This window comes from Tateyamaria pelophila (assembly GCF_019966495.1).
Taxonomy (GTDB): Bacteria; Pseudomonadota; Alphaproteobacteria; order Rhodobacterales; family Rhodobacteraceae; genus Tateyamaria; species Tateyamaria pelophila.
Genome location: NZ_JAIMIA010000001.1, coordinates 48,425 through 74,375, shown reverse-complemented (window position 1 = coordinate 74,375; position 25,951 = coordinate 48,425). Strand labels below are relative to the sequence as shown.

At 61.5% G+C, this 25,951-nt stretch carries 26 protein-coding genes and 2 riboswitches; of the genes, 5 read left to right on the top strand and 21 right to left on the bottom strand.

The window, feature by feature from the left end; all coding sequences use genetic code 11:
* Positions 1 to 206: 206 nt before the first annotated feature.
* The 11 genes from LC354_RS00380 to cbiE all read right to left on the bottom strand — a co-directional run bounded on the left by LC354_RS00380 (position 207) and on the right by cbiE (position 8,780).
* Complete coding sequence (locus LC354_RS00380) at positions 207 to 377, bottom strand: hypothetical protein (protein ID WP_223420793.1); 171 nt, start codon at positions 375 to 377, stop codon at positions 207 to 209.
* A gap of 291 nt (positions 378 to 668) precedes the next feature.
* Positions 669 to 1,019 carry a lysozyme inhibitor LprI family protein gene (locus LC354_RS00375; protein WP_223420792.1) on the bottom strand — a complete coding sequence of 117 codons (351 nt, stop codon included), beginning with the start codon at positions 1,017 to 1,019 and terminating at the stop codon, positions 669 to 671.
* A complete protein-coding gene (locus tag LC354_RS00370) occupies positions 1,003 to 1,398 on the bottom strand; it encodes a carboxymuconolactone decarboxylase family protein (protein ID WP_223420791.1) in 396 nt (131 codons plus the stop codon). The genes LC354_RS00375 and LC354_RS00370 overlap by 17 nt, the downstream gene beginning before the upstream one ends.
* Positions 1,398 to 2,222, bottom strand: coding sequence for a cyclase family protein (locus LC354_RS00365; protein WP_223420790.1), 825 nt, complete (start codon positions 2,220 to 2,222; stop codon positions 1,398 to 1,400). The genes LC354_RS00370 and LC354_RS00365 overlap by 1 nt, the downstream gene beginning before the upstream one ends.
* A gap of 253 nt (positions 2,223 to 2,475) precedes the next feature.
* Positions 2,476 to 3,219, bottom strand: a complete 744-nt coding sequence (gene cobF, locus LC354_RS00360) for a precorrin-6A synthase (deacetylating) (RefSeq protein WP_223420789.1) — start codon at positions 3,217 to 3,219, stop codon at positions 2,476 to 2,478.
* 58 nt (positions 3,220 to 3,277) lie between these two features.
* A complete protein-coding gene (locus LC354_RS00355; RefSeq protein ID WP_223420788.1) occupies positions 3,278 to 3,955 on the bottom strand; it encodes an energy-coupling factor ABC transporter permease in 678 nt (225 codons plus the stop codon).
* Positions 3,956 to 4,005: 50 nt separating this feature from the next.
* Positions 4,006 to 4,192: riboswitch (cobalamin riboswitch) on the bottom strand.
* Positions 4,193 to 4,414: 222 nt separating this feature from the next.
* Entirely contained in the window at positions 4,415 to 5,134 is a 720-nt protein-coding gene (gene cobA / locus LC354_RS00350; protein ID WP_223420787.1) for a uroporphyrinogen-III C-methyltransferase, read from the bottom strand.
* The gene (locus LC354_RS00345) at positions 5,131 to 6,444 is read right to left on the bottom strand and encodes a cobyrinate a,c-diamide synthase (protein ID WP_223420786.1); all 1,314 of its coding nucleotides are present in this window, start codon (positions 6,442 to 6,444) and stop codon (positions 5,131 to 5,133) included. Before LC354_RS00345 ends, cobA begins: the two co-directional genes overlap by 4 nt.
* Entirely contained in the window at positions 6,437 to 7,231 is a 795-nt protein-coding gene (gene cobM / locus LC354_RS00340; protein ID WP_223420785.1) for a precorrin-4 C(11)-methyltransferase, read from the bottom strand. The genes LC354_RS00345 and cobM overlap by 8 nt, the downstream gene beginning before the upstream one ends.
* Positions 7,228 to 7,590: a cobalamin biosynthesis protein gene (locus LC354_RS00335; protein ID WP_223420784.1), complete on the bottom strand. Its 363-nt coding sequence runs from the start codon at positions 7,588 to 7,590 to the stop codon at positions 7,228 to 7,230. The genes cobM and LC354_RS00335 overlap by 4 nt, the downstream gene beginning before the upstream one ends.
* Positions 7,587 to 8,780, bottom strand: coding sequence for a precorrin-6y C5,15-methyltransferase (decarboxylating) subunit CbiE (gene cbiE, locus LC354_RS00330; protein ID WP_223420783.1), 1,194 nt, complete (start codon positions 8,778 to 8,780; stop codon positions 7,587 to 7,589). The genes LC354_RS00335 and cbiE overlap by 4 nt, the downstream gene beginning before the upstream one ends.
* Here cbiE and LC354_RS00325 point away from each other — a divergent pair.
* The gene (locus LC354_RS00325) at positions 8,779 to 9,534 is read left to right on the top strand and encodes a cobalt-precorrin-6A reductase (RefSeq protein ID WP_223420782.1); all 756 of its coding nucleotides are present in this window, start codon (positions 8,779 to 8,781) and stop codon (positions 9,532 to 9,534) included. The genes cbiE and LC354_RS00325 overlap by 2 nt on opposite strands.
* Here the strand turns inward: LC354_RS00325 and cobJ are convergent.
* Genes cobJ through LC354_RS00290 form a run of 7 tightly spaced genes read right to left on the bottom strand, consistent with a single transcriptional unit; the run spans position 9,507 to position 17,482 of the window.
* Positions 9,507 to 10,259 (bottom strand): precorrin-3B C(17)-methyltransferase, encoded by a 753-nt coding sequence (cobJ, locus tag LC354_RS00320; RefSeq protein ID WP_223420781.1) that lies wholly within the window; start codon positions 10,257 to 10,259, stop codon positions 9,507 to 9,509. The two genes, LC354_RS00325 and cobJ, sit on opposite strands and share 28 nt — an antisense overlap.
* A complete protein-coding gene (locus tag LC354_RS00315; RefSeq protein WP_223420780.1) occupies positions 10,256 to 10,996 on the bottom strand; it encodes a precorrin-2 C(20)-methyltransferase in 741 nt (246 codons plus the stop codon). The genes cobJ and LC354_RS00315 overlap by 4 nt, the downstream gene beginning before the upstream one ends.
* Positions 10,993 to 11,622, bottom strand: a complete 630-nt coding sequence (locus LC354_RS00310; protein WP_223420779.1) for a precorrin-8X methylmutase — start codon at positions 11,620 to 11,622, stop codon at positions 10,993 to 10,995. The genes LC354_RS00315 and LC354_RS00310 overlap by 4 nt, the downstream gene beginning before the upstream one ends.
* A 4-nt stretch (positions 11,623 to 11,626) precedes the next feature.
* Complete coding sequence (cobG, locus tag LC354_RS00305) at positions 11,627 to 12,751, bottom strand: precorrin-3B synthase (RefSeq protein WP_223420778.1); 1,125 nt, start codon at positions 12,749 to 12,751, stop codon at positions 11,627 to 11,629.
* Positions 12,748 to 16,017 (bottom strand): cobaltochelatase subunit CobN, encoded by a 3,270-nt coding sequence (gene cobN / locus LC354_RS00300; RefSeq protein WP_223420777.1) that lies wholly within the window; start codon positions 16,015 to 16,017, stop codon positions 12,748 to 12,750. The genes cobG and cobN overlap by 4 nt, the downstream gene beginning before the upstream one ends.
* Before the next feature lie 13 nt (positions 16,018 to 16,030).
* Positions 16,031 to 17,089 carry a cobalamin biosynthesis protein CobW gene (cobW, locus tag LC354_RS00295; RefSeq protein WP_223420776.1) on the bottom strand — a complete coding sequence of 353 codons (1,059 nt, stop codon included), beginning with the start codon at positions 17,087 to 17,089 and terminating at the stop codon, positions 16,031 to 16,033.
* Between the two features lie 3 nt (positions 17,090 to 17,092).
* The gene (locus LC354_RS00290; protein WP_223420775.1) at positions 17,093 to 17,482 is read right to left on the bottom strand and encodes a DUF1636 family protein; all 390 of its coding nucleotides are present in this window, start codon (positions 17,480 to 17,482) and stop codon (positions 17,093 to 17,095) included.
* Positions 17,483 to 17,559: 77 nt separating this feature from the next.
* Positions 17,560 to 17,779, bottom strand: a riboswitch (cobalamin riboswitch).
* Positions 17,780 to 17,877: 98 nt separating this feature from the next.
* Between LC354_RS00290 and cobO the strand changes: the two genes are divergently transcribed.
* The 3 genes from cobO (at position 17,878) to LC354_RS00275 (ending at position 21,014) form a co-directional block, all read left to right on the top strand.
* Positions 17,878 to 18,486, top strand: coding sequence for a cob(I)yrinic acid a,c-diamide adenosyltransferase (gene cobO / locus LC354_RS00285; RefSeq protein ID WP_223420774.1), 609 nt, complete (start codon positions 17,878 to 17,880; stop codon positions 18,484 to 18,486).
* A gap of 70 nt (positions 18,487 to 18,556) precedes the next feature.
* Positions 18,557 to 19,282, top strand: a complete 726-nt coding sequence (locus LC354_RS00280; protein ID WP_223420773.1) for a sulfotransferase family protein — start codon at positions 18,557 to 18,559, stop codon at positions 19,280 to 19,282.
* Positions 19,283 to 19,565: 283 nt separating this feature from the next.
* Positions 19,566 to 21,014 (top strand): cobyric acid synthase, encoded by a 1,449-nt coding sequence (locus LC354_RS00275; protein WP_223420772.1) that lies wholly within the window; start codon positions 19,566 to 19,568, stop codon positions 21,012 to 21,014.
* A 148-nt stretch (positions 21,015 to 21,162) separates the two neighbouring features.
* Here the strand turns inward: LC354_RS00275 and LC354_RS00270 are convergent, their stop codons facing one another.
* The 3 genes from LC354_RS00270 to LC354_RS00260 are packed head-to-tail and all read right to left on the bottom strand — an operon-like array spanning position 21,163 to position 24,341.
* Complete coding sequence (locus LC354_RS00270) at positions 21,163 to 21,963, bottom strand: transglutaminase family protein (RefSeq protein ID WP_223420771.1); 801 nt, start codon at positions 21,961 to 21,963, stop codon at positions 21,163 to 21,165.
* A 4-nt stretch (positions 21,964 to 21,967) separates the two neighbouring features.
* Positions 21,968 to 22,909, bottom strand: coding sequence for an alpha-E domain-containing protein (locus tag LC354_RS00265; RefSeq protein ID WP_223420770.1), 942 nt, complete (start codon positions 22,907 to 22,909; stop codon positions 21,968 to 21,970).
* Positions 22,910 to 22,913: 4 nt separating this feature from the next.
* Positions 22,914 to 24,341 carry a circularly permuted type 2 ATP-grasp protein gene (locus tag LC354_RS00260; protein ID WP_223420769.1) on the bottom strand — a complete coding sequence of 476 codons (1,428 nt, stop codon included), beginning with the start codon at positions 24,339 to 24,341 and terminating at the stop codon, positions 22,914 to 22,916.
* A gap of 336 nt (positions 24,342 to 24,677) precedes the next feature.
* Between LC354_RS00260 and LC354_RS00255 the strand changes: the two genes are divergently transcribed.
* Positions 24,678 to 25,913 (top strand): acyl-CoA dehydrogenase family protein, encoded by a 1,236-nt coding sequence (locus LC354_RS00255; protein WP_223420938.1) that lies wholly within the window; start codon positions 24,678 to 24,680, stop codon positions 25,911 to 25,913.
* Positions 25,914 to 25,951 lie beyond the last annotated feature (38 nt).

Below are 25,951 nucleotides of genomic sequence, written 5' to 3'. Positions count from 1 at the left end.
ATCCGCTTTCGGGCGTACCTGCCCTAAGTGACAGTCACTATCTTTGCACCGTATTTACGACGATGCGGTACAAAGAACCCGCGTTTCGCGGTCGACATATGTCCGACCTCGGGCCCTGCATGAAGCCAAAGGCCGGTTCGAGCGTGTGGCCTGAAACGAAGTACCGACGATGGCGCTGTCTTGGTGCGCTCGGAAAAGCCTTGCGATTACGACCAGTCGCCGTTGATCATGATTTGGCGAGCGGCGTCGCGTCGCTTCAGGCCGCGTGCCTTGAGTTCCGCGTCGCTCAGCGCATAGACGGCCTGCGTTTGCACCAATGCGCCGTGTGGAAGGCTGATGCGGGCAACAAAAGCAGCGATCTGGTTAAGAATTGTCATCGGTGTCTCCGTTATTTTTATTTTACGGTGTTGCTGACATAGGTATTGCACAGGCATTGCGTCAGGTGCGCTGACGCATAGCTGTTTTGCGTGGCGCGCATATGACTGGTAAATCGCTGATTTCGTGCTGTGCATCAAAGCTGTAGAGACGTCATGTAAAATCTGCAAATTCACGCACGGTGCGCCACTGTCAACTGGCCGCCGCGTTTTGCCCACTCAACATGTCTGACACGCCGCCGAAGCGCCGCGAAAGGTGTCGCATGCCGTAGGCTCGCCCCGGCTGCGTCCCGATCAGGGTTTCATCAGTGCCTGGAGTTCACTGGTCCGCGTGCGCGTCAAGCGCGTCATGCATTCGTACCAAATCAAAGGCTGGATCGAGCCTCCTGCAAAGACCGCGATTTCGGCGGTGCATGCGGCATCGCGAAAGGCCAACCACTTGCGCTGTGCATCCAAAAGCTGATCACCGGCACTCAACTGATCCATATAACTTTTGACCTGTGGCCAGACCGCGTTCAGCTGTCCGTCCGCCGTCTGATAGACGGCGGCCGCGCAGTCATTCATTTCCATCTGCGACTCGCCCGGGCAGGCCGCCAGGGCCGCATTGGCTGACAAGAATACGACAAGACTAAATACTAAACGCATCGTCTACCTCCACTTGCATGGCCGTGACCAAGCCATTTGTTTGCATTGCCATGCCAATGACGCTCAGCAATTCTCCATGTTGTTCCGCGCTCATTCCCTTGGCCGTCGCGGCGGCGGTGTGGGAATGGATACAGTATGTGCACCCATTGGCGACGGAGACGGCGATATAAATCATTTCCTTGACCAGCGGATCCAGATCGCCGGGGCCCATGACCTCTTTCAGCCGGGCCCATGTCGCGGCCAGCAAAGCCGGATCATTTGCCAGCGCCCGCCAGAAGTTGTTGATGAAATCGCCCCCACGGGTGGCGCGAATGTCGGCGAAGACGGCCAGCACCTCGGCGCTGGCCGCTTCATCGGAAATCAGCGGAACGGTCGCCATCAGACCATCGCAAAGATGCGGGCCGGACCGCCCGTGCCACCCACATGGTTGGGTGCGCCAACGACCAACGTGGCACCGGCAGCCGGCACCTGATCCAGACCGGCCAGATTCTCGATGCCATAGCGGCCTGCGGGCAGCCATGCATAATGGGTCGCAAAATCGGGCGACGGACCATAATCCAAAGACAGCGTATCGACTGCGATGGCCGCTGCTGTGGTCTCTTCCAGCAACATCTGTGTGGCTTCAATGTGGAAGCCGGGGAAGTGTTTGACGCCATCTGCGTCATTGCCGACAAAAGCCGCCGCATCGCCTGATTTCGCCGCCCAGCCTGAATGCATGGCGACGCACGCCTTGTCCGGAATGGCGCCATTGGCTGCAATCCACGCCTTCAGATCGTCCGGCGTGACCTGCGCATCCGGATTCTCGGCCGCCTTGGCGGCAATATCGATCACGCAAAGCGGCACGACCAGATCAGAAACCGGGATTTCATCCACCGAATTGCCGTCGGCCGAAAAGTGCAGCGGCGCATCGATATGGGTGGCGGTATGCTCGTTGATCGTCAGGTTCATCAGGTTGAACCCGTGTTCGGCAAAGTTGAACTGAGGCTCCATGGAAATCCCGGGGACACCGAAAAACGTCGGAAACTCCGGGCTGAGCGGGTGAGTCATGTCGAACACACCCCCATGCCCCGCCGCCATCGCCGCAGGTGCCGCGACCATGCCACCCAATGTGGCGGCAGCACCCACCGCAGCGGTGGTCCTGAAAAAGTCACGGCGCGACAGCATCCGATCCTTCACCGCATTCATCACACAAACGTCACACATAATCAAAATCTCCCTTGGGGCATGATACCGGACACAGGTTGCGCGGCACCTGCTGGTTGAATTCGTCCATCCTGCGCGCAGCGGGCTTCGGGATCAAGTGTGAGTTATGTTGCTGATCCGGCGCCAACCATGGGCCGCGGGGGGGCATCCGGTTCGAGAGGCAGCGCAGGACGCACGTCATCGCCCCTTGAGACCATTGCATTGTGCACGGTCATCGCTCCGCCACAGATGGAAAGCGGTTTTTTTCGCGCCCTTAGCGGTTGGTGCGTTTCCGCAGCAGGTAGGTATCCATGATCCACCCATGATCCGCGCGCGCCGCGGCGCGCCGGGCAAGGATGCGCGGTGCCGCCTCAGAGAGCAGGCCTGCTTCGAGCACTTGTTCCTTCATGCCCAGATAAGCGCCCCACCAGATGTCGTAATCCGCGCCTTCCAGCGTTTGAAAGGCACAGGTCCCGTCCAGCATAACCACCAGCGTCTCGGTGTCGGCAGGCCAGCCGTGATCGCGCAAACGCCGTCCGGTCGATATCGTCACGGGGGCATTGAGCGTATTGAGGGGGATGGCATGGGCGGCAGTCAACGCCTGCACTGAGGTGATCCCCGCGACAACGGTCAGCCGTGGCGCGGGGTTCAGGCGGGCGGCGATCCGCAGTGTGCTGTCATACAGAGACGGATCGCCCCAGACCAGCAACGCCACACGCGTGACACCGGGATGACCAGCCAGCGCCTGCGCCCAGATATCGGCGATGGCGTCATGCCAGGCTTCGACCCGGTCGATATAGGGCAGGGTTTCGTCGCGCACGGGCATGTCGAACGGCACGATATGCGCATCCGAGCGGACGTCCGCAATGATCTGCGTGCGCAGATCGGCGAGGTCTGATTTCCCTGCGCCTTTGTGCGGGATCAGGAAAAGATCCGCATCCAGGATCGCGCGCCGCGCCTCGCCCGTGAGATGATCAGGGTTTCCCGTGCCGATGCCGATGAGAAAAAGATGTATCATGACGCCCTACGCAAAAGGGCCGCACGAATGCGGCCCCGTCGTCTTCGAGTTGTATTGCTTAGGCTGGATTGTACAGCCGACGTGTGAACAGACCGGTATGCTTCCAGCCGCGGATCGCCTTTGCGCCCGCAAGAACGGCAAGATCGGCCACCGGTTCGATCAGGATCACCAACATGTAAGCGGCCCCGAATGTCAGAACGGATTGCATGTTTTCCGCGCCAACGCCCTGACCGTAAATCGCCCAGAAGGCGACCCAGGCCACGATGCCGCCTTGATAGACGGCCGACATTTTCAGCACTTGTGCATAGTCGAGATCAACATAGGCGCGCGCCTCGGGCACGATGCGCTTGGCCAGAGCGTGCAGCGCAAAGAGCGGGAACAACAGTGTCGTCATGTTCACGGCGAACATCGGCAGGTCAGACGGGGCAAAGAGCGTGCCCTGTATCAAAAGCCCCAAGACCAGACCTGCTGCTGCGGCGCCCGCGCCCAGCAACAAGAACAGCGTTGTGCCGAGGATGAAGTGGACTTCGGAAATACCGGCGGAGAAATGCGGCATCACTTCGAAAAACACGAAGGTGCCAACCGTCGCCAAGACCGCACGCACTGCAAACGCAGGCACGTTGGATAGTTTCAGGTCATCGGCAGCCAGTTTCAGCGAATACCCCGCAGCAGCCGCTGCAGAGCCATAAGCGAAAGCCATTTTTGCGCCATCAACGACGCCCGGTTCGATATGCATTTCTTTCTCTCCTCGCCACCCGCCCGGCGGCTTTTTTACCGGTTTCCCGGTGTGTTACGTTCGCGACGGCAGGTCTCCTGACTTTCGGGTCAATGCGGCGCCGAACCTTCCCAGCCAAATGTTGGCCAGTGGTTTTGCCGGGCCACTCTCCGGTCACAGTTGCGGGGGCAGTTCGGGATATTCGCCCGATTCCCTTTTCAGGCCCGTTGCCGGGCCACCATCGTAAATCCACGTTTACACCCTTTCCACGATCGGACAAGCCTGTTCGCGGCATTTGGGGCATCAGTTGAGCCACCACCGCGATTGAAGCGCCCGGATTGATCCAAGCGCGCGGCGCGCAGGTTCAGGTGCTGGTCTGCGCGGTAGGCTCTATGCGTTTCGTTGCCGAAGACCGGCATATGAGGGGACTGATTTTTTTGTGCCCCTCGTGATCGGATGCACGGGCGGACGCGCTCGGTCCTAGCCCTCCGCCAGCGCACCATAGAGGATCAGGGCAGGCGCATTGCTGATCGTTTCCGAGAGGCGCGCAGCGAGATCGGCCACGGTCATCCGGTGCAGTGCCTCAACAGACGTAGAGACACCTTCGGCGAGCAAGGCAGGCGTATCGGCGGGCAGCCCCGCATCCATCAACATGATTGCGAGCGCCGGAAACGTGCGCTGCCCCATGAAGACAACTGTGGTCGCCTGGGCATCTGCGAGCGCTGCCAGGTTCAGATCCTCGGGCAGGGCCCCTTGCACATCGTGACCGGTGATGAATTGCACGCGACGTGCTGTCAGCCGACGGGTGAGCGGAATGCCTGCCGCTGCCGCTGCCGCACAGGCCGATGGCACGCCGGGGATGATCTCGAAATCGATACCGGCGGCTTTGAGCGCTGTGGTTTCTTCTTCCAGACGGCCAAATGTGCCGCCGTCGCCGGATTTCAGGCGCACGACCCGCTGACCGCCTTCGGCATAATCGACCAGAAGGCGGCTCACATGATCCTGTTTTGGCGATGGTCGTCCGGCCCGTTTGCCGACACCGACCAGATCTGCGCCCGCGCGTGCATGCGTCAGGATCGGACCGGCGGAGAGATCGTCGAACAGAACCGCATCCGCCCGTTTCAATCGGTCCACGGCCTTGAGCGTCAGCAATTCAGGATCGCCGGGCCCGGAACCCACAAAGCTGACAAAGCCGGTCACGGGGCCTCTCCGGTGATCAGATGAAAGAATGTGCCGGTTACATTTTCGCGCCACGATCCGGTCTGCACCACGGCGTTGCCATCTGCGTCAAACACTTGCGCAAGCGCGGGGTCGGGCTGTTCGAGGATGGAGGAATAGTGGAATTCGTGCCCGCGCAAAGCTGCGCCCGCGTCAAATCCCGCCATGGGCTTTTCAAGGACAGCCCGCCGATACCCGAGATTGAATTTCCGCTTTTCATAGCTGGTCACCAATCCCAAAAGCCCGGCCATTTCATGACGTGTGCCGTCCTTGTCGATCAGACCTGCGCCAAGCGCCATGTAGCCGCCGCATTCCCCGTGCACCGGCTTGGCCTCGGCGTGGGCACGCAGGCCTCTTTTGAATTTGGAGGCGGCTGCGATGGTGCCTGCATGCAATTCAGGGTAGCCACCGGGCAACCAGACCAGATCCGCGTTTGTGTCCGGCGCTTCATCGGCCAGCGGTGAAAAGGGCAGGATTTCAGCGCCGTGCGCCCGCCAGCCGTCCAAAAGGTGTGGATAGGTAAAGGAAAAGGCCGCGTCACGGGCCAGTGCAATCCGTTGCGCGGGCGGTTTGGGCAAGGGATGCGCGGCCATCGGAGGGCCTGCGCGGGCCGCAGCGCGAAGCGCGCTCAGATCGACATTGTCCCGCAGGAAGTCCGCGTAGCCTGCAATTGCGGCCTCAAGGTCTGGATGTTCGACCGCCTGTATCAGGCCCAGATGTCGTTCGGGCAGTTTGAGGTCACCGCGCCGGGGCAAGGCGCCCAGGACGGTGACGCCTGCGCGCTCCATGCCCAGCCGTGTCAGGCGTTCGTGGCGTGGGCTGGCCACCCGGTTGAGGATTACGCCGGCAAAGGGCAGGTCGGGGTTGTACATCTTGAACCCCAGCGCGGTGGCCGCCGCCGATTGCGCCTGCCCGCCGACGTCGATTACCAGAACAACGGGCCAACCCATGGCCAATGCGGTCTCTGCGCTTGACCCGAACCCGGTCTGGCCGCGCGTCGCGACCCCGTCAAACAGGCCCATGGACCCTTCGGCGATGCAGATGTCGGCCCCTGCCACCTTGGCCGCGATCCCGCCCAGCAGTTTTTCGTCCATCGCCCATGTGTCGAAGTTGAACGAAGACCTGCCCGCAGCGGCGAGGTGAAAGGCCGGGTCGATATAGTCCGGTCCGCTTTTGAACGGCTGCACCGTCGCCCCGTCATCTTTCAACGCCCGCAGCAGGCCAAGCATCACGGTCGTTTTGCCCGTCCCCGAGGCCGGGGCGGAGATCATAAGGCCGGGAGGATTAGTCATCGCCGTGGCTCCAGCTGGCCCAAGGGCTGTCTGCGGTTTGAGGGCGGTAGCGGCGGTCGTAATCCGCAGCATAGAGGCAGCTTTCGTCAAACCTTTCGGCTCCGATCACGTGGCCCACGAGGATCAGAGCGGTTCGGCTGATGCTGCCGTCCATCGCGCTTTTCAGTGTTCCCAAGGTGGCATGGATGATCCTTTGATCTGGCCAACTGGCGCGGTAGACCACCGCAACCGGGCAGTCAGCACCATATGCGGGGGACAGATCCTCTATGACCTGATCCAGATTGCCGATCGACAAATGGATCGCAAGCGTGGCCCCGGTCGCTGCAAAATTCGTAAGCGTTTCCCCCGGTGGCATGGTCGAGGCGCGCCCGGGCGTGCGGGTCAGAACGACCGATTGCGCGATCCCGGGCAGGGTCAGTTCCGCCCCGAGGGCCGCTGCCGCCGCACTGAAGGACGGCACGCCGGGGGTGACGGTGAACGGGATGCCCTCGGCCTTGAGCCGCCGCAATTGCTCTCCCATCGCCGACCAGACGGACAGGTCACCCGAGTGCAACCGCACGACATCAAGCCCTTTGGCATGGGCGGCTGTGATCTCGACCATAATATCGTCGAGGTCCATCGCGGCGGTGTTCACGACCCGCGCATCGGGCGGACAATGGCCCAGAATGGCCTCGGGCACCAAGGAGCCTGCATATAGGCAGACCGGGCTCGCGGCGATCAGGTCGCGCCCGCGCAGGGTGAGCAGATCGGGTGCGCCGGGGCCTGCGCCGATGAAATGGACAGTCATTCAGTGTCTCCAATGGCGATGGCGCAGGTCGCCATGCGGTCGGTGGAAATTGAGCGGGGGCCAGAAAGGCGCGCCTTTGGGCCGATGGCGGCGAGGGCGGTTGCCTCTGCCACAGAGCCGGTCGATTTGTGGGTCAGGCTGGCGGTGGACTGTGTGAGCGTCGTTTGTGCTTCGGCCAGTTCGGGGGCAATGGCGATCAGTGGCACGGCTCGGGCGTCGGCAAAATCACGCAGGTCGCTTGCCTTGTCCTCAAGCGTGGCGAATGCAGCGGGGCTGTGGTCTTTGCAGGCTTGTGCCAACGCGTCCGCCAAGCTGCCCTGTGTCGCACCCTTCCGAAATCCAAACCCAGCCACAATCATCGGATCAAGCTCCATTGCACCACGGGATAAGAGGCCGACCAGCCGCGCTTGGGGCCAAGCGCTGTGGCGTTCGAGATCTCGATCCGCATCAGGTCTCCGCCCAGTTCGGCGTGGAACCCGGCCAGCAGCGCTTCGCCCTCCAAGGTGACGGCATTGACGACAATGCGCGGCGAAGGGAGGGCCGTGACGGCCTGTAACAGATCATGTGAAAGGCCTCCGCCGACGAAAACGGCGTCGGGCGCGCGCAGGTCTGTCAGGGCCTCTGGCGCCGCGCCTTCGATCACCGTCATGCGATGCCCGACGCCCAGGTTGGCCGCGTTCTGGCGGATGCGTTCAACGCGATCTGCCCGCGGCTCGATACTGGTCGCTGTGGTTGTGGGATGCGCCAGCAGCCATTCCAGCCCGATCGATCCGGAGCCGCCGCCGACGTCCCACAGATGCGCGCCGGGCAGGGGGGCCAGCGTGGACAGCGTAATGGCACGGACCGGACGTTTGGTGATCTGGCCGTCATGGTCAAAAGTGTCGTCGGGCAGGCCTGTCGCGACAGGAAGCGCCCGTCCATCGCCTGCGACATGCATTGCCACGCAAACCGGATGTTCGAATGCGCCAGTGATCGTTTCTGCGGTGCTTGATGTGATCCGTTCGGCCACGCCGCCCAGATGTTCCATGACGGTCAGCCGGCTTTGGCCATAGCCTGTGGATGTCAGATACGTGGCCAGACCGGCGACCGCTTCACCGTCGCGCAATGTGGCGATGATCTTGACCCCGTGTGCCAGATCGCGGCGCAGGCGGGTGAAGGGCGCGGCGTGCAATCCGATGCACATCGTTTTGTCCAACGCCCAGCCCAGATGTGCCGCGGCCAGCGCAAAGCAGGACAGCGCGGGCAGGGCCGTCCATTCAGAGGCGTCGAACTGGCGGGCAATCACGCTGCCCGCGCCAAACCAGAACGGATCGCCCGACGCCAGAACGACGACCTGCTGGCCACGCAACCCTTCCAAGACGGACAAGCCATCCGCAAAAGGTACCGGCCATGCGATCCGCTGCGCGGCACTCTGCGGGACCATCGCCAGGTGGCGGGGCGGGCCCATGATGATTTCAGCGCGCCGAAGTGCCGCTTGACTTGACGGCGTCAGCCCGTCAACTCCGTCCTCGCCGATGCCGACGATGGTCAACCAGGGAGTCTCAGACATGCAGCCGAACCTCCTGATCCTTGGGGGCACGACCGAGGCCACAGCTTTTGCCAAAGCGGCCGCCGAGGCAGGCCTGCGCGGTACGGTCAGTTTTGCGGGCCGGGTCGAGCGCCCAAGGCGTCAACCCTTGCCGCAACGTGTCGGCGGGTTCGGCGGTGTCGCCGGTCTGCTGGCCTACGTGCAGTGCCATCAGATCACTCACGTGATCGACGCAACCCACCCTTTTGCCGCCCAAATGAGCTGCAATGCGGTGGCGGCCTGCACGAAGGCAGACGTTCCGCTGATGGCACTGACCCGTGCGCCGTGGTGTGCCGCGCAGGGCGACGACTGGACCCATGTGCCGGATATCGCAGGTGCGGTGGCGTCGCTGAACCAACCCGCGCGCCGCGTCATGCTGGCCGTGGGTCGCATGCATTTGCAGGAGTTCGCGCCAAACCCGCAGCATTTCTATCTGTTGCGGCTGGTCGACCCACCCGCCATTCCACCGCCCTTTCCCGACCACCATGTACTGGTTTCGCGGGGGCCGTTCACCACCGATGATGATCGCGCCTTGATGCAGGATCACGGGATCGATCTGGTGGTGTCCAAAAATGCTGGTGGAACAGGCGCTTATGCCAAGATCGCGGCGGCACGGGAGCTTGGGTTGCCCGTGCTCATGATCGACAGGCCTGCCATTCCAGTCCGGCCCGAGGCAAACAACGTTGCCGATGTGATGGCGTGGATTGCTCATACCGGCACGGATCGGGGCGTATAGACGATCGGTGGGCCGTCGCGTTCGATGATCCGGGTTTGCGAAGATCCGACAATGACCATTGTGCGCATGTCGGCCATATCTGCAGTGGCGTCGGGGAGGGGGACAACGCGGATTGCCTCGTCCGGTGTCGAGACGGCGCGGGCAAAGATCACAGGCCGGGAATCCCCACAGGCGTCGCGCAGGATGTCCAGCGTGCGCTCGAACCCTTCGGGCCGGGATTTGGACCTTGGGTTATAGAAGGCCATGGCAAAATCCGCCTCTGCCGCGAGCCGCAATCGCCGTTCGATCAGCGCCCATGGCTTGAGATTGTCTGACAGGTTGATCGCGCAAAAATCATGACCCAAAGGCGCGCCTGCACGCGCCGCAGCGGCGAGCATCGCTGTGATGCCGGGCAGAACGCGGATATCCAGACTGCGCCAGTGAGCGGGGCCGGCCTCGACCGCTTCGAACACGGCGGCGGCCATGGCAAAGACCCCCGGGTCGCCTGAGGAGACGACGACCACCCGCTTGCCTTCGGCGGCCATCTCAAGCGCGTGACGCGAGCGGTCAATCTCGACCCGGTTATCGCTGGCATGCAGCGTCAGGCCGGGGCGTTGAGCAACGCGTGCAACGTAAGGAATATAACCGACGATGTCAGTGGCCTCTGCCAATATCGCGGTCACCTCTGGCGTCACCAGCGCGTCATTGCCGGGTCCAAGCCCTGCGACAACAACCCAGCCTGTCATGGCCTGCGCCCCTGGCCGTGCACGACGATGATCGAGAAATAAGGGGTCACTTTGCCCTCTGCCTCGGCCAGTCGCTGAACGCTTTGGTTCGGCATGGTGGCGTATTCGACCAGCCATGCGGCCTCATACCGGCCAGCGGATTTCAAGGCACGGCGGACCTTGTCGATGTTGCGTCCGATTTTCATCACCACAATGGCGTCGGCATTGGCCATGTTCTGGGCCAGCACGTCCTCGGGCAGGGTGCCCATGAGCACCGTCAGGATATCGTCGCCCCACGTGATTGGCGCGCCTGTCGCGGTCCAGGCCCCCGACATGCCAGTGATGGCCGGGACGACCTCAACCGGGATGTCGTCCTTCAACCGTTCATAAAGATGCATGAAGGAGCCGTAAAAGAACGGGTCGCCCTCGCAGAGCACCACGACGTCTTCGCCGGCATCGGTCAGAGCGCGCAGGCGCGCGGTGCAGTCGGTGTAAAAGCGGCTCAGGATTTCATTGTAGCGCGGATCGGTGAGCGGAACTTCGGTCGTCACAGGATATTCCATCGGGATTTCCTGCGCACCGACGGCCAGCATTCCGTTCACGATCTGCCGGGCTTGACCGGGTTTGCCTGCCTTGCGGAAAAACGCGACGTGGCGGGCACCGCGCACCAGCCGATCGGACCGGACACTGAGCAAGTCCTGATCGCCGGGGCCGAGCCCGACGCCGTAAACCGTTCCGGATTTTTGCGGCGCCCTCATTCCATGCGGCTCGCAATGGCGTTGATGGCGGCAACCGTGATCGCGCTCCCGCCCAAACGGCCCTGCACGATGCAGCATGGCACCGGTTGGTCCGCCCACAGCGCATCCTTGCTCTCGACCGCGCCGACAAAACCGACGGGGCAGCCGATGATGGCGGCTGGGCGTGGGCAAGCGGGGTCTTCAAGCATATTCAGCAGGTGAAACAAGGCGGTTGGGGCGTTGCCGATGGCCACGACGGCCCCCTCAAGATGCGGGCGCCACAACTCGAGGGCGGCGGCAGAGCGGGTGTTGCCCATCTCGGCGGCCAATTCACGTACGCCGTTGTCGTGCAGGGTGCAGATCACCTCGTTGCCCGCGGGCAACCGAGGCCGCGTGATCCCTTCGCTGACCATGCGCGCGTCGCACAGGATCGGCGCACCAGCCTCCAGTGCAGTCCGGGCGGCTGGCACGAAACCGGGAGAGAAACGGCAATGCGCTTCCAGCCCGACCATGCCTGCGGCGTGGATCATGCGCACCGCAACCTGCTCTTCGTCCGGATCAAAACGTGCCAGATCTGCCTCAGAGCGGATTGTGGCAAAAGACTGCAAATAAATCGCGGCGCCGTCAGTTTGATAGGTATATGGCATTGGATCAGTCCGGAATGGTCTTCAGGTCATCGGCGGAGAGCCCGCGCTTGCGCGGCTGATCCCATGGATGGCCGTTTTCCACAAGGTCATACGCGCCGTTATCGCCCACAAGGGTCAACGGTGCAGGGCGCGGATGGGCGCATCCCTTGGAACAGCCGGAGACGTGCAAACCCTTGGGATGTTTCGGGGCCAGCACGCGGGCAATGGTCCGCGTTTCAACCGTGGCTGAGGCGCAGGCAGGCGCGCCGGAACAGGCATGTGCGCGCAAGATCGGGTCGTTTGCATCGGTGACGAAGCCGTGGGTGTCGGCAACTGTTTCGGCCTCTTCCAGCAGAAACAACCGCCAGGGCGTGCAGCGCAGGCCCGTGGTTTTGGTATCGGTCACAAGGGCCGCCAGGGCGCGCGCATTCAGACTGCCGAACGGTGCGCCAAAGATTTGCGCCTCGTTCAGGCGGCCCGCCTGCAGCGGGTTGGTCATGGGCCGCGCCAGGTGTGTCTCCCAGTCCGGCGGCAATGGCGTTGTCAACAGATGGTGCGCCATCCGCCCGGCCATGCGCCCACCGGTGTTGCAGAACCAGTGCGCCATTTCGATCAAGGCCTGTGGCGCGTCGTCCGCGTCGATCGCCCATCCCCGATTGCTGCCATCCGCGCGCAAGATCAACGCACCGTCACCGCCTTGCTCAAACCGGAAATCGGCAGAGGCGGCCCCGAGCATCGGTGTCGGGCCAGTGTCCAGTGCGATGCCCATTTTGGCGGGCAGGTCTGGCAAAGCTGGCAGGCAAGCCACGATGTCGTGGTGCAGGCGTTCCGTCATGTCGCCGGAGTGCCAGAGCGGTGTCGCGATGATGTTGCGCCGGGCTTCAACGCTTGGGTCTGCGTCAAGCAAATCCAGCGCGGCGAGACGATCCAACACCATTGCGTGATTGGCTTCGACCATGCCGCGCATTTGCAGATTTGCCCGACTGGTCAGGTCGATAATGCCATTACCATGGGTGCAGGAAATGTCGCACAGCCCAAGCACTTGTTCGGTTGTCAATCGCCCCAGACGGGGGCGTATGCGGGCGATCAGGCCATCGCCTGACATCATGGGCCGGTGGGCCCCGGGGCACCATCCCTTGATGGTTCTCATTGTGCGGCCTCAAGGGCGGCCCGGATCGAATTGCGACGCGTTTGCCAAAGGCCCGCCGCATCGAGGGCTGCAAACTGATCCTGCATCGCCTGATATGCACCCGGGTTGGTCTCTTGCAGGAATTCGGACACGGCTGCATCTCCCAGAGTGGCCTCGTGATAGAGATCAAAGAGATGCGGCCTCACAACGCCTGCCAAATGGGCGAAAGCGGCCATGTGATCAAGCGTCGCGGCGATCTCTGCCGCGCCCCGGAACCCGTGGCGCATCATGCCTGCCAGCCAGCCCGGCTGCGTGGCACGCCCTTGGACGACGCGCGCGATCTCTTCGGGCAGGGCGCGGGCGCGGGGGGCGTCGGGGTTTGTGCTGTCCAGGTGATAGAGCGCCGCGCTGCCGCCGGTGATCGCCTGCGCCGCGGCAAAGCCCGCTTCGTGTGCCGCATAATCTGAGGCGAGCAAAATGTCGGTTTCGGGCAGGTCTTGCAGGTGCACAAAGCTGTCGGCGGCGGCGACGCGCGCACGCAACCCGGCCTCGTCCTTGATCGCATCCGTGCCGTTCAGCGCATAGGCGCTGGCGCGCAACCACGCGGCCCCGGCGGCCTCCCGGCTTTCCTCGGTAAAGGTTTCCAGATCTGCGCCCATGCCCAGCCCAAAGCTGCCGGGCGCGGGGCCATAAACGCGCGCCGCCTCCGGTTTGCCCGCATAGGGGTTCCAGTCCGGGGCCTCATCACGGGCGGCGAGCGCGCGGATCGCCTGACCGAAAAGGGCGGACAAGGTGGGAAAGACATCGCGGAAGAGGCCCGACACGCGGAGCGTCACATCGATGCGTGGCCGATCAAGATCGGTGATGGGCAGCACTTCGATGCCGGACACCCGCTCTGACCCCTTGTCCCAAACGGGGCGGACGCCAAGCAGGTGCAGCGCCATGGCGAATTCCTCGCCTGCCGTGCGCATGGTGGCCGACCCCCAGAGGTCGACGATCAAGCCACGCGGCCAGTCGCCTTCATCCTGCAAATGGCGGCGCACGAGTTCCTCGGCCAGTTTCACACCTTGAGCATAGGCGGCGCGCGTAGGCACGGATCTGGGGTCGGTGCTGAAGAGGTTGCGGCCCGTGGGCAGAACATCGCTGCGGCCCCGGTAAGGCGAGCCCGAAGGCCCGGCTGCGATCCGCATGCCATTCAGTGCAGCGATCAGGGCGGTGCGTTCCCCGGCGATGGAAGGGCTGACGTCGCCATCCCGTCCGCGGCCCCAGATGTGCAAGCCGTCGCCGTACTGGCTTTCCTTGATGTCGCAGACAAAGCGGTCAATCCGGGTGATGGCTTCGGCGGTCGACGTGGCGCGCGCCAGTCCCAGATCATCCTCGATGCCAAGGGCCTGCGCCTCGGCGCGGATGTCATCCTGCAACCGGTCGCGGCGTTTCGGATCGAGCCCGTCCGCCGTTGAAAACTCATCCAGCAAGGTCTCCAACCGGACCAGCCGGTCCGGCGTATCGCTGGCTTTCATCGGGGGGGGCAGGTGGCCGAGGGTCATGGCCCCGATGCGCCGCTTGGCCTGTGCGGCCTCGCCCGGATCGTTGACGATAAAGGGATAGATGACAGGCAGGGTGCCCACCAAAGCCTCGGGCCAGCAAGCATCGGAGAGGGCCACCGACTTGCCCGGCAGCCATTCCAGCGTGCCATGCGCGCCGATATGGATCAGGGCGTCGGCCTTGGTCTGCAGCCAGAGATAGAAGGCGACGTAGGCATGGCGGGGCGTGCGGCTGAGGTCGTGGTAATCGTCATCACGGGCTGCCGGTGTGCCCCGTTCAGGCTGCAACGCCACCAGCGCCTGGCCGCGCCGGGTTGCGGCGAAGTGAAAGGCGCCGTCCGGCGCATCCGTTTCCGGGGTTCCCCACGCCTCGGCCAAATCGTCTTGCAGCGATTGCGGCAGATGCGCGAGGGCGGCAAGGTACGCGTGGAGGGGCCAGGTGAGTGTCTGGCTGCCAAGCGCGTCTTGCAGCGGAACGTGACTTTGGTCGATGCTGTGCCCATCTCCTGACAGATCGTCCAGAATTGCCTCTGCCGATGCCAGCGCATCCAGCCCCACGGCGTGGGCCATGTTCCAGTCCTTGCCGGGATAGGTACTCAGCACCAATGCGGGCTGGCGGTCTGGCGCTGGTCGGGCTGCCAGATCAACCCACGCTCGGACCTTGTCAGCGACGCTGGCGACCCGGCCCAAATCTGCTGCATGTGCAAAGCGGGAAAATTGCAGATGTTTGTCGCGTTTTTGCGGTTCCTTGAATGAGGTCACGCCCGCAAAAAGCCGCCCGTCCACTTCAGGCAGAACCACGTGCATCGCCAGATCCGCAGGCGAAAGCCCACGCTCCGCCTCTGCCCACATCTTGCGCGTCGCAGTGGAAAGTGCCACCTGAAACACAGGCACGTTGCCCGCATCCAGAGGCGAGGTGCCGGTGCCGCCTTTCCCCGAAAAGGCGGTGGCATTGACGATGGCGGCGGGGGCCATGTAGGCGATTTGTCGCGCCAGCCAGCCCGCCGCGTCCGGTGCTTTTAGCGACGGTGCAAAAAGCCCCAGCACCCGAAAGCCGCGCTCACTGAGAGCCGCATAGAGGGCTTCGATGGCCGACAGGTCTGCCGCCGCCAGATAAGCGCGATAGAAGGTGAGCAGGACCAAGGGTCGATCATCCGCGAGTGAAATGGCGGGGCAGGTGACGCCATGCTCGGGCGTCCATGCGCCGACCGTTGGCAGGGATTTCGCCCCACGCACCGGACCGGCATATAGGCCCGAGGCCAGCGCCATCTGTGCCAGTGCTGCTTGCGCGGCGACGGCACCGCCCGTGTCACACAGATGCGCCAATCGGCGCAGCGTGCTGACGGGCAGGGTGGAAATCTCATCAAGCCGCGTATCGGGCCGCCCGTCTGCGGGCAGGACGGCGAGTGCGATGCCTTTGGCCCGGCACAGAGTCTCGACTTGCTGCAATCCGTAAGACCAGTACGGCACCCCGCCAATCAGGCGGATCAGGATGCCCTTGGCTCCGGTTAACGTTTGCTCAACATAGGTATCGACCGACAGTGGATGCTTCAGGCCAACGAGATTTGCCAGTCGCAGGGACGGCATTTTATCAGCCCCGCCACCGCGATGATAGGCTGCCGCAAAAGCCCCGAGGTCACTGTCGGAAAACGACAGCACGACCAGATCCGCAGGCGTTTGCCCCAGATCGGTCGGCGTCTCGGTTTCCTCAAGGCCGTGGCTTTCGCGAAAGACGACGTGCATGGCCGCTACCCTGCTATTCCGCTGCTTGCGTTGCAGGTTGAACCAATGCGGCCCGGATCGCTGCGGCATTCACGTCGTCATGTTCGGCAATCACGACCAAACGGCCCTGGCGGGCTTCATTCGGTCCCCAGGGACGATCAAACTGATGACGCACCCGTGCGCCGACTGCCTGCACCAGCAGGCGCATCGGTTTGCCTTGCACGGCGGCATAGCCTTTGACCCGCAGGATATTCTGCGCCTTTGCCATCGCTTCGATCCGCGCAACGAGATCGGCAGGGTCGGTCACTTCGGGAATGTCGATGATTACGCTTTCAAAGTCGTCGTGCTCATGGTCGTCATGGCCGTCGTGATGGCTTGGGCGGGCGTCGATATCGTCCTCTGCCGCAGCTTCGAGACCCAGCAACACGCGAGGATCCACGATGCCTTCGGCGACCTCTACAACGGGGATCGGACGCGGGGCGTGCGCCGCTATGATGGCTTTTGCCTTGGCAATGCCTTCGGGGCCAGCCAGATCGGGCTTGGTCAGCAAAATGATATCAGCGCAACTGATTTGATCCTCGAACACCTCCGATAGGGGTGTTTCGTGATCAAGCGAGTCATCGGCCGCGCGCTGCGCATCGACCGCGGCGACATTGGGCGCAAATCGGCCTGCGGCCACGGCTTCGGCGTCGGCCAATGCGATCACGCCGTCCACGGTGATGCGACTCCGAATATCCGGCCAGTCAAAGGCCTTGAGCAAAGGTTTGGGCAGGGCGAGACCCGAGGTCTCGATCAGGATATGTTCGGGCTGCGGATCAAGCGCCATCAGGGCCTCGATTGTCGGAATGAAGTCATCGGCGACCGTGCAGCAGATACAACCGTTGGCCAGTTCCATGATGTTTTCGGCCGGGCAATCGGGGATCGCACAGGATTTCAGGATCTCGCCGTCTACACCTACATCACCAAATTCGTTGACGATAATGGCCAGACGCTTACCTTGTGGGTTCTGCATCAGATGGCGCACCAGGGTCGTCTTGCCCGACCCAAGAAAGCCGGTGATGACGGTGACGGGGATTTTGTTCAGGTTGGACATGGATCAAAGCTCCTGCGGGGGGATACGGGCGATGCAATTCTTGCGGAAATGTTCGGGGCGGGTGCGCCAGGGCACGAGGCCATCTGCGGTTGCTGCATAGGCCGCGACACCTTCCAGGACGGTGTCGGCATGTTCGGTCTCCAGCAGATTGCCATAGACATATGTCCAGCGGTCAGGGCCGCCACGTACGGCAACGGAACAACCCGAAGAGCAGTTGGATAAGCATTCCACTGCCTTCAGGGTAACACCGTCCGGCATACCTCTTTCTGCCAGTACCGCATGCAAAGCTTCGCCTGGGCGCGTTCCGCCTTCGGGCACGTCCATCTCGCGCCTGCATTTGACGCAAACCAAAAGCTCGACAGGGGCCATATCAACTGAAGCTAACTCGCTCATCACGTCTTCCTATATGGGGGCAGATGACGGGACGGCGCAGCCGCAAGACCCGACACCCGGAAACACCCCGTCCGGTTTCAATCGTCTCGTCGCTGGCAGGTCTCCCGGCTTGCGGATGCCAGAGCATTTGCCCTGTCGGTTGCCCCACCTTCCCAGCGTTAGCCAGTGGCGCGGGGCCCCTCTCCGGTCACGGTCGCGGGGGCGGCTGCGGTTCCAAGATTATTCGTCGAATAATCTCGTCACACATTCCCTTTTCACCCGGAGTAGCCCCCGGGCACCAGCGCGACTGTAGTGCGCGTGGGGTGGATCGCTGTCAAGCGATTCATCTGCTCTGGCATCGCTCGGGATTGCATGGCACACCCTCAGGCGAATTGCACAACCGCCCGGAGGTCCCGATGGACGACGTCAACGCCCGCCACACTGCCAAGATGAAAAAGATCAAGGCCGCCCGCGACAAGATGATGGAAACAAAGACCGAAGAAAAAGGTTTGATCATGGTCCATACCGGGCCGGGCAAAGGCAAATCATCGTCCGGTTTCGGCATGATCATGCGCTGCATTTCGCACGGGATGCCCTGTGCCGTGGTGCAATTCATCAAGGGCAATTGGGCGACAGGCGAAAAAACCTTCCTGCGCGAACGCTTTGCGGATGAATGCCGCTTTTTCGTATCCGGCGAGGGGTTTACCTGGGAAACTCAGGATCGCGAGCGCGATGTGGCCGCCGCCCAAAACGGATGGAAAATCGCCAAGGAACAGATCTTGGACCCCGACATTCAGTTCGTACTGCTGGACGAGATCAACATTGCGCTGCGCTATGACTATCTGGATATCGACGAAGTGGTCGATTTCCTACTGAACGAAAAGCCTGCGATGACTCATGTCGTTCTGACGGGCCGGAATGCAAAGCCCGAACTCATCGAGGCCGCAGATCTGGTCACAGAGATGACTTTGCTCAAGCATCCCTTCAAAGAGGGCGTAAAGGCGCAGAAGGGTGTGGAGTTCTAGGATGGATGCCTCTGCTTGGTAGCCAATTTGTTCTCAGGTGGTCGCGCCGGTTCCGTATAAGGCCATCGGCTTGACGATCGTCAGTGTTTTCCAAGACTTTGGAATAGCTTTCCCGAGCAATCCGTTTACGATCAGACGATATGTAGGGGGGAACATCGATATGGCATTGAAAGTAATTGGTTCTGGGTTCGGTCGAACAGGTACCAAGTCAATTAAGGATGCTCTCGAATTTTTGGGCTTTGGTCCTTGCCATCACATGTATGAAATTGTCGAAAACCTCGATCAATTGCCAAGCTGGCAGGCGTTGGTAAAAGGGCAAAGGCGAGATTTGGAAAACATTTTTGAGGGTTACACCAGTCAGGTTGATTGGCCGGGGGCTCATTTTTGGCAGCAATCAATGACAGCTTTTCCAGATGCAAAGGTTCTTCATTCCGTACGCCCTCCTGAAAAATGGTGGGCAAGTTTTGACAAGACAATTGGTAAGCTGTTGGACACTTACCCCTCGATGGACATCCCTCCGCCGATGCGTGAATTACTCGACATGAGCCGGGATTTCATCGGCGCGCAAACCTTTGGCGGAAATTATCGAGACCGCGAAGCCGCAATCGCGGCATTTGAGCAGAGAACGGCGGACGTGCGTGCGACGGTCCCCTCCGAAAGACTGTTGGTCTTTGATGTAGCTGAGGGCTGGGAGCCTTTGTGTGCCTTTCTTGGCGTTGCTGTTCCGGACGTCCCGTTTCCTCACCACAACCTGAGAGCGGACTTCTGGGAAGTTTTAGGTGGAGAACCAACTTAGCCCTGCAAGCTGCCTCGGGTCTTGCAACGCTCAGGTTTGGTAAGAAGCAGTTGCTGGTGGAATAAACAGGGACGAGCGCAACACTGTCCGGCAGGCCGACAGTCCATTTCACCAGGTAAAAGTTGAAGCAGTGTAGCACCCGAGGCGACGGTTGCCGTGCGCGCGGAGGCGCCAGACGCGGGGGGTGTTCTCCCTTTTCCGTCTAGTCCCAGCATGAAAACTGAATTACCCCCCAAATGAAGAAAACTGCGGAAATGATCCTGAACGGCGTCAAGGCGGGTTGATGAGCAAATCTCTTATGGTCCAGGGCACTGGCTCCAATGTCGGGAAATCGATGCTTGTGGCGGGCCTGTGTCGCGCGGCGGTTCGGCGCGGCGTGTCGGTTGCCCCGTTCAAGCCTCAGAACATGTCCAACAATGCTGCGGTCACGGCAGACGGGGGCGAGATTGGCCGCGCACAGGCGCTGCAGGCGATGGCCTGTGGGCTGGCTCCGCACACGGATATGAATCCTGTGCTTCTCAAGCCGGAAACCGATGTCGGCTCTCAGGTGGTGGTGCAGGGCAAGCGCATTGCGACCGTCAAGGCGCGCGACTACGCCCGGATGAAACCGCAGTTGATGGCTTCTGTCCTCGACAGCTTCAACCGATTGAAATCCCGATACGATCTGGTTCTGGTCGAGGGGGCGGGCAGCCCGGCAGAGGTCAATCTGCGCCCGGGTGACATCGCCAATATGGGCTTTGCCCGCGCCGCTGACGTCCCGGTCATCCTTACCGGCGACATCGACAGGGGCGGCGTGATCGCGCAGATCGTGGGCACGCAGGCCGTGATCGACCCGGCCGACGCTGCGATGATTTCAGGCTTTATCATCAATCGGTTCCGGGGCGATCCGACGCTCTTTGACGATGGATACCGCATGATCGAGGACCAGACGGGGTGGCGTGGGTTTGGCGTGGTGCCTTGGTTCAACGATGCGTGGAAACTGCCGGCCGAGGATGCGCTGGACATCTCAACGCCGAACCGCAACGATGGCCTCCACGTCGTCTGCCTGAAACTGTCGCGGATCTCCAATTTCGATGATCTGGACCCGCTTGCACAAGAACCGGGCGTGCGCCTGACCATGTTGCATGCGGGCCAACCCCTGCCTGCCGATACGGATGTGGTGATCTTGCCGGGCAGCAAATCGACCCGGGGCGATCTGGCGTTCATCCGGGCGCAAGGTTGGGACGAGGATATGCGCGCGCACCACCGGCGTGGCGGGCATGTGCTCGGCATTTGTGGCGGTTTTCAAATGCTGGGCCACATGGTGTCGGATCCCGACGGCATCGAAGGACCCGCTGGCACGGCGCGTGGCCTTGGACTGCTCGACATTGCGACGGTGATGACCGCCGATAAACGGCTGTCCGAAACAACCGCAGTGCATGTGCCCACAGGCTGCGGAATCACCGGATATGAGATGCACAAGGGGTTCAGCGAAGGCGCAGATCGAGCGCGCCCTTTTGCCCGGATCGGTGGCCAGAACGAAGGCGCATTATCTGAGGATGGCCGGGTGGCGGGCACCTACCTGCACGGGATGTTTCGCAGTGACGCCTTTCGGCGCGCCTGGCTTGCCGGGTTCGGGACAGAAGCCGCAGATACTGCCTATGACAAGGCTGTTGAAGACGTCCTTGAGAATTTGGCCGATTGGCTGGAGCAACACTTGAACGTCGACGATCTGCTGGCCAGCGCCCGTTGACCTGTAGCGGGCACGCGAGCCTTCGGCAGCACGCGGCAAAACTCAGATCGCGCGGCGTGTCCCTTCTCTGTTCCAAAAAATCCCGGGGGAGGGCGCAGGCCGGGGGCAGAGCCCCCAAAAAACCAACCAACTGGAAACGGGCGTCGGCCTATTGCTGCTGTACCTGCAACGACACCGTCATGTCCTCGACCGCATTGCCATAGCGCATGCCGGAAATCGGCGCAGCGCCGCGATAATCCAGTCCGGTCGCCACGCGGACATAGCGACCGTCAGGCGATATGCCGTTCGATATGTCAAAGCCGACCCAGCCGAGGCCGGGCAAATTCGCTTCGGCCCACGCATGGCTGGCATCTTGTTCGGCGCGATCGTCCATCATCAAATAACCCGAGACATAACGCGCAGGAAAACCCAGTGCGCGGGCCACCGTGATGAAGACATGCGCATGGTCCTGACACACCCCACGACCTTCGCGCAGAACGTCCTCGGCGGAGAGTTCCGATGAAGACTGTGCCGTGGAGTAGGGCACGCGGTTCAGGATCTGGTCCGACAATCCATGCAGTGTTTCCAGAGCGTTGTCGCTGCGGGTCACGTCGTCAATCAGGCTCTGCACCAGTGGGCCGGTTTTTGTCAGGGCCGTGCTCCGCTGGAAGAGCCACATCGGAACATACCCGCTTTGATGGCCAACCACGCCTGCCATGTTTTCTACATCGACCGTACCGCGGCAGGTGATTTGAATCTCTGTCTGATTGGGCGCGAAACTGACCAGATCGACGGTATTGGCGTGTTCGTCCTCAAACGTGACTTCGACTTGCCCACCAACAACGTCAATCGCCCAGTCCTCGACAATCTGGCCGGGGCGCGACTTCGGACGCAAGCGGATTTGCTGCAGGCCGTAAGGCACCGGAGCGTCATAGGTGTAGTGGGTGCGGTGAGATACCGTCAGGCGCATGTGTTTACTCGCTAAACCTGTAGTCAATTTCAATCTGGCGGCCGAGTGAGGCACTGTCGCGCAGGAAATCGCCAATGAATTCATGCAACCCATATTCAAAAATGGCGTTCATGTCATCCGCTTTGAATTTTTCACAAATGTTAGACACAAGCTCATGGCATATGTGGCGCGTGCCATATTCATGTTCGAGGTAGCCGAGATTTTCGGATATCTTGCCGTAACAAAAGGCAAGACTGCGGGGCAGGCGGCGGTCGAGCAGCAGGAACCGTGCGATGGCGCGCGGATCGTTTTCGCCTTCGTGCAGCGTCTGGTAGGCACGGGTGGATGACGTTGCCCGCAGGATCGTTTCCCATTGCACGTTGTCCGAGGGACTGCCTACGAAACGAACAGACGGCAGCAGGATGTAGTATTTCTGATCCAGGATCCGTGCCGTATTGTCGGCCCGTTCGAAAAACGTGCCGATCCGGGCGAAGTTGTACATATCATTGCGCACCATCGTGCCGTGCGATGCACCGCGGACATAGGCGCTGCGCTGGCGAATGATCTGAAGAACGCGCGGCAGGTCGCGATCATCAATGGGGTGCGCGAGGGTCGTTTTAAGCACCATGTAGCATTCGTTCACCGCCTCCCACACCTCGCGGGTCAGGGCGGTGCGCACAAGGCGGGCGTTTTCACGGGCGGTTTCGATACCCGCCAGTATGCTGCCGGGATTGGCCGGATCACGCAGCAGAAAGTTGATGATTTGCGGCCCGTCAATGGTGCCATGGGTGGCATGATAGGCCGCCCGCAAGCCCGTCGAGGACAGGATCGAGGTCCATTCGCTTTCAGCAGCACTCGACCGCGTCAGCGAAATGCGCAACCCGGCATCGATCATCCGTGCGGTGTTTTCAGCCCGTTCAAGATAGCGGAACATCCAGAAAAGACCGCCTGCGGTTTTGCCCAGCATCGCGCTACTCCTCCAGCACCCAAGTGTCCTTGGTGCCTCCGCCTTGCGACGAGTTGACGACCAGTGATCCTTCGGACAACGCAACACGGGTGAGCCCGCCGGGGGTAACTTCGATCCCCTGGGGGGACACCAGAACGAAGGGGCGCAAGTCGACGTGGCGCGGCGCAAGGCCCGCTTCCGTCAGGATCGGCACCGTCGACAGCGCCAGCGTGGGTTGCGCGATATAGTTGTCAGGGTTCGACTCCAGCTTCTTGCGGAAGTCCGAGATTTCCTTCTTCGACGCGGCCGGACCCACCAGCATGCCATAGCCACCGGAGCCGTGGACTTCCTTGACCACGAGCTCTGCAAGATTGTCCAACACGTATTTCAAGGCGTCGGGCTCGGAACAGCGATGGGTCGGCACGTTGTTCAGGATTGCCTTTTCGCCGGTGTAGAATTCGACGATATCGGGCATGTAGCTGTAAATCGCCTTGTCGTCCGCAATGCCCGTTCCCGGCGCGTTTGCGATCGTGATGCCACCGGCCCGGTACACATCCATAATGCCCGGCACGCCCAGCATGCTGTCGGGGTTGAACGTCAGCGGATCAAGAAAATCATCATCCACCCGACGGTACAGAACGTCGATGGGATGGTATCCTTGTGTCGTCCGCATGGCCACGCGCCCGTCCACCACGCGCAAGTCATGTCCCTCGACCAGTTCCGCACTCATCTGATCGGCCAGAAAGGCGTGTTCGTAATAGGCAGAGTTATGGATGCCGGGCGTCAGCACGGCGAGCGTTGGCCGGCCACTGCACGCATCCGGCACGCAGCCGGACAAGGACCGCCGCAAACTACGTGGATACTGGCTGACCGGCTGAACTCTGATCTTGGAGAACAGTTCGGGAAACATGTGCAGCATCGTCTCGCGGTTTTCGAGCATGTAGCTGACGCCTGACGGCGTGCGGGCGTTGTCCTCCAGTACGTAGAATTCATTGTCATCGGTGCGCACCAGATCAGTACCGACGATATGGGTGTAGATGCCACCGGGGGGTGACATGCCGATCATCTCGGGCAGGAAGGCGTCGTTGAGCGCCAGCATCTCGGCAGGCAGTCGGCCTGCGCGCACGATTTCCTGCCGGTGATATATGTCGTGCAAAAAGGCGTTCAGCGCCCGCACCCGTTGTTCGATGCCCCGCGCGACTTTTGCCCACTCCTGCGCCGCAATGATGCGCGGCACAAGATCGAACGGGATCAACCGTTCGGACGCATCAGGATCGCCATAAACATTGAACGTCACGCCAATCAGTCGAAACAGGGCCTCGGCCTCGGCGGATTTCTCCAGAAGCCGGGCGTTGTTTTCGCCTCCGAACCATTTGGCATAGGCTTCGTATGGCGCGCGCGGCTCTGTGCCGCGTCCATACATCTCGTCAAAAAAATCGGGCAATTTGGCCATGGGACCAAACGTGCACATTCTCGCGCCCACCGCAACCGATTGGCGACCAGGAAAACGCGTTATCTGTGTTTTTGCACACAGATCAGGCGGTTGAGGGTTTGGATACGGGTGCGGATCGAAGGATTGCGGCTGTTCTGTCAGGTGTTCGGCGACTGGAAAGCCGACTCTGGCGGCGTTTTAGCCTGGACGCTGATCCGGTGCGGTCCGGTATTTTCCAAATGCTACGTGATGACGGCAATGAAACGCGCCGCAGCCCATCAGCATCCGGTGGACACTTGTTGCGTTTCGCGCCACGCTGCTGGAAATCAGTGAGGATGTGAGATGGACAAGAGCTTTATGGATATGAGCTTCGGCATGCGCGCGGAAAACCGCGACCTGCTGGAACGGGTTGCGACAATGATCCGAGATGACATCATGCCCGTGGAAGAAGACTATGCCGCAGAAGTCGGCAAAGGCGACCGCTGGCAATATACCGAACGCCAGACAGAGATCCTGGAAGGATTGAAATCAAAGGCAAAAGCAGCGGGTCTTTGGAATTTCTGGCTGACGGACAGCGACAAGGGCTTTGGCCTGAGCACCGTGGAATATGCCCATTTCGCCGAAGAAATGGGAAAGACGCCGCTGGGTGCGGAAACGTTCAATTGCTCCGCCCCTGATACGGGCAACATGGAAGTGTTCGAGCGCTATGGCACCGCGACCATGAAGCAAGATTGGCTGGCGCCTCTGCTCGAAGGCAAAATCCGTTCGGCCTATCTGATGACCGAACCGGATGTGGCCTCTTCGGATGCGACCAACATTGCAATGTCCTGCGTGCGTGACGGTGATGAATACGTGCTGAACGGAGAGAAATACTGGGCTTCGGGTGCCGGTGATCCGCGCTGCAAAGTGTATATCGTTATGGTCAAGACGGGCGGTGACGAGTTGCCCAAACACAAGCGGCAATCGATGATCGTTGTGCCTGCGGGCAGTGACGGCATTGAAGTTCTGCGCCCCATGCTGGTTTACGGCCATGATGATGCGCCGCATGGGCACATGCACCTTCGTTTTACCGACGTGCGGGTGCCTGTCGAAAACATTCTGCTTGGTGAAGGGCGTGGGTTCGAGATTTCGCAGGGTCGGCTTGGGCCGGGACGGATCCACCATTGCATGCGCGCGATCGGTCAGGCCGAGGCTGCACTCGAACTGATGTGTCGGCGGTCGCTCTCGAAGGAAGCGTTCGGCAAGCCCCTTGCTCAGCTTGGCGCCAATTACGATATCATCGCCGAAGCACGGATGGAAATCGAGATGGCGCGTTTGCTGTGCCTCAAGGCCGCCTGGATGATGGATCAGGGCGATGCACGGGCCGCCGCCCCTTGGATCAGTCAGATCAAGGTCGTCGCGCCCCGCGTGTCGTTGAAAGTGATCGACGAGGCCGTGCAGATGCATGGCGGTCAGGGGATCAGTCAGGATACGCCGTTGGCGCACGCTTGGACGCATCAGCGTACGTTGCGATTGGCGGATGGGCCGGATGCGGTTCATCGACGTCAAGTGGCCCGGGCTGAGCTGAAGAAATATACGCAGCAACCCATGTGATCATGTCAAAACCGGAAACCGACACGGTTTCCGGCAGG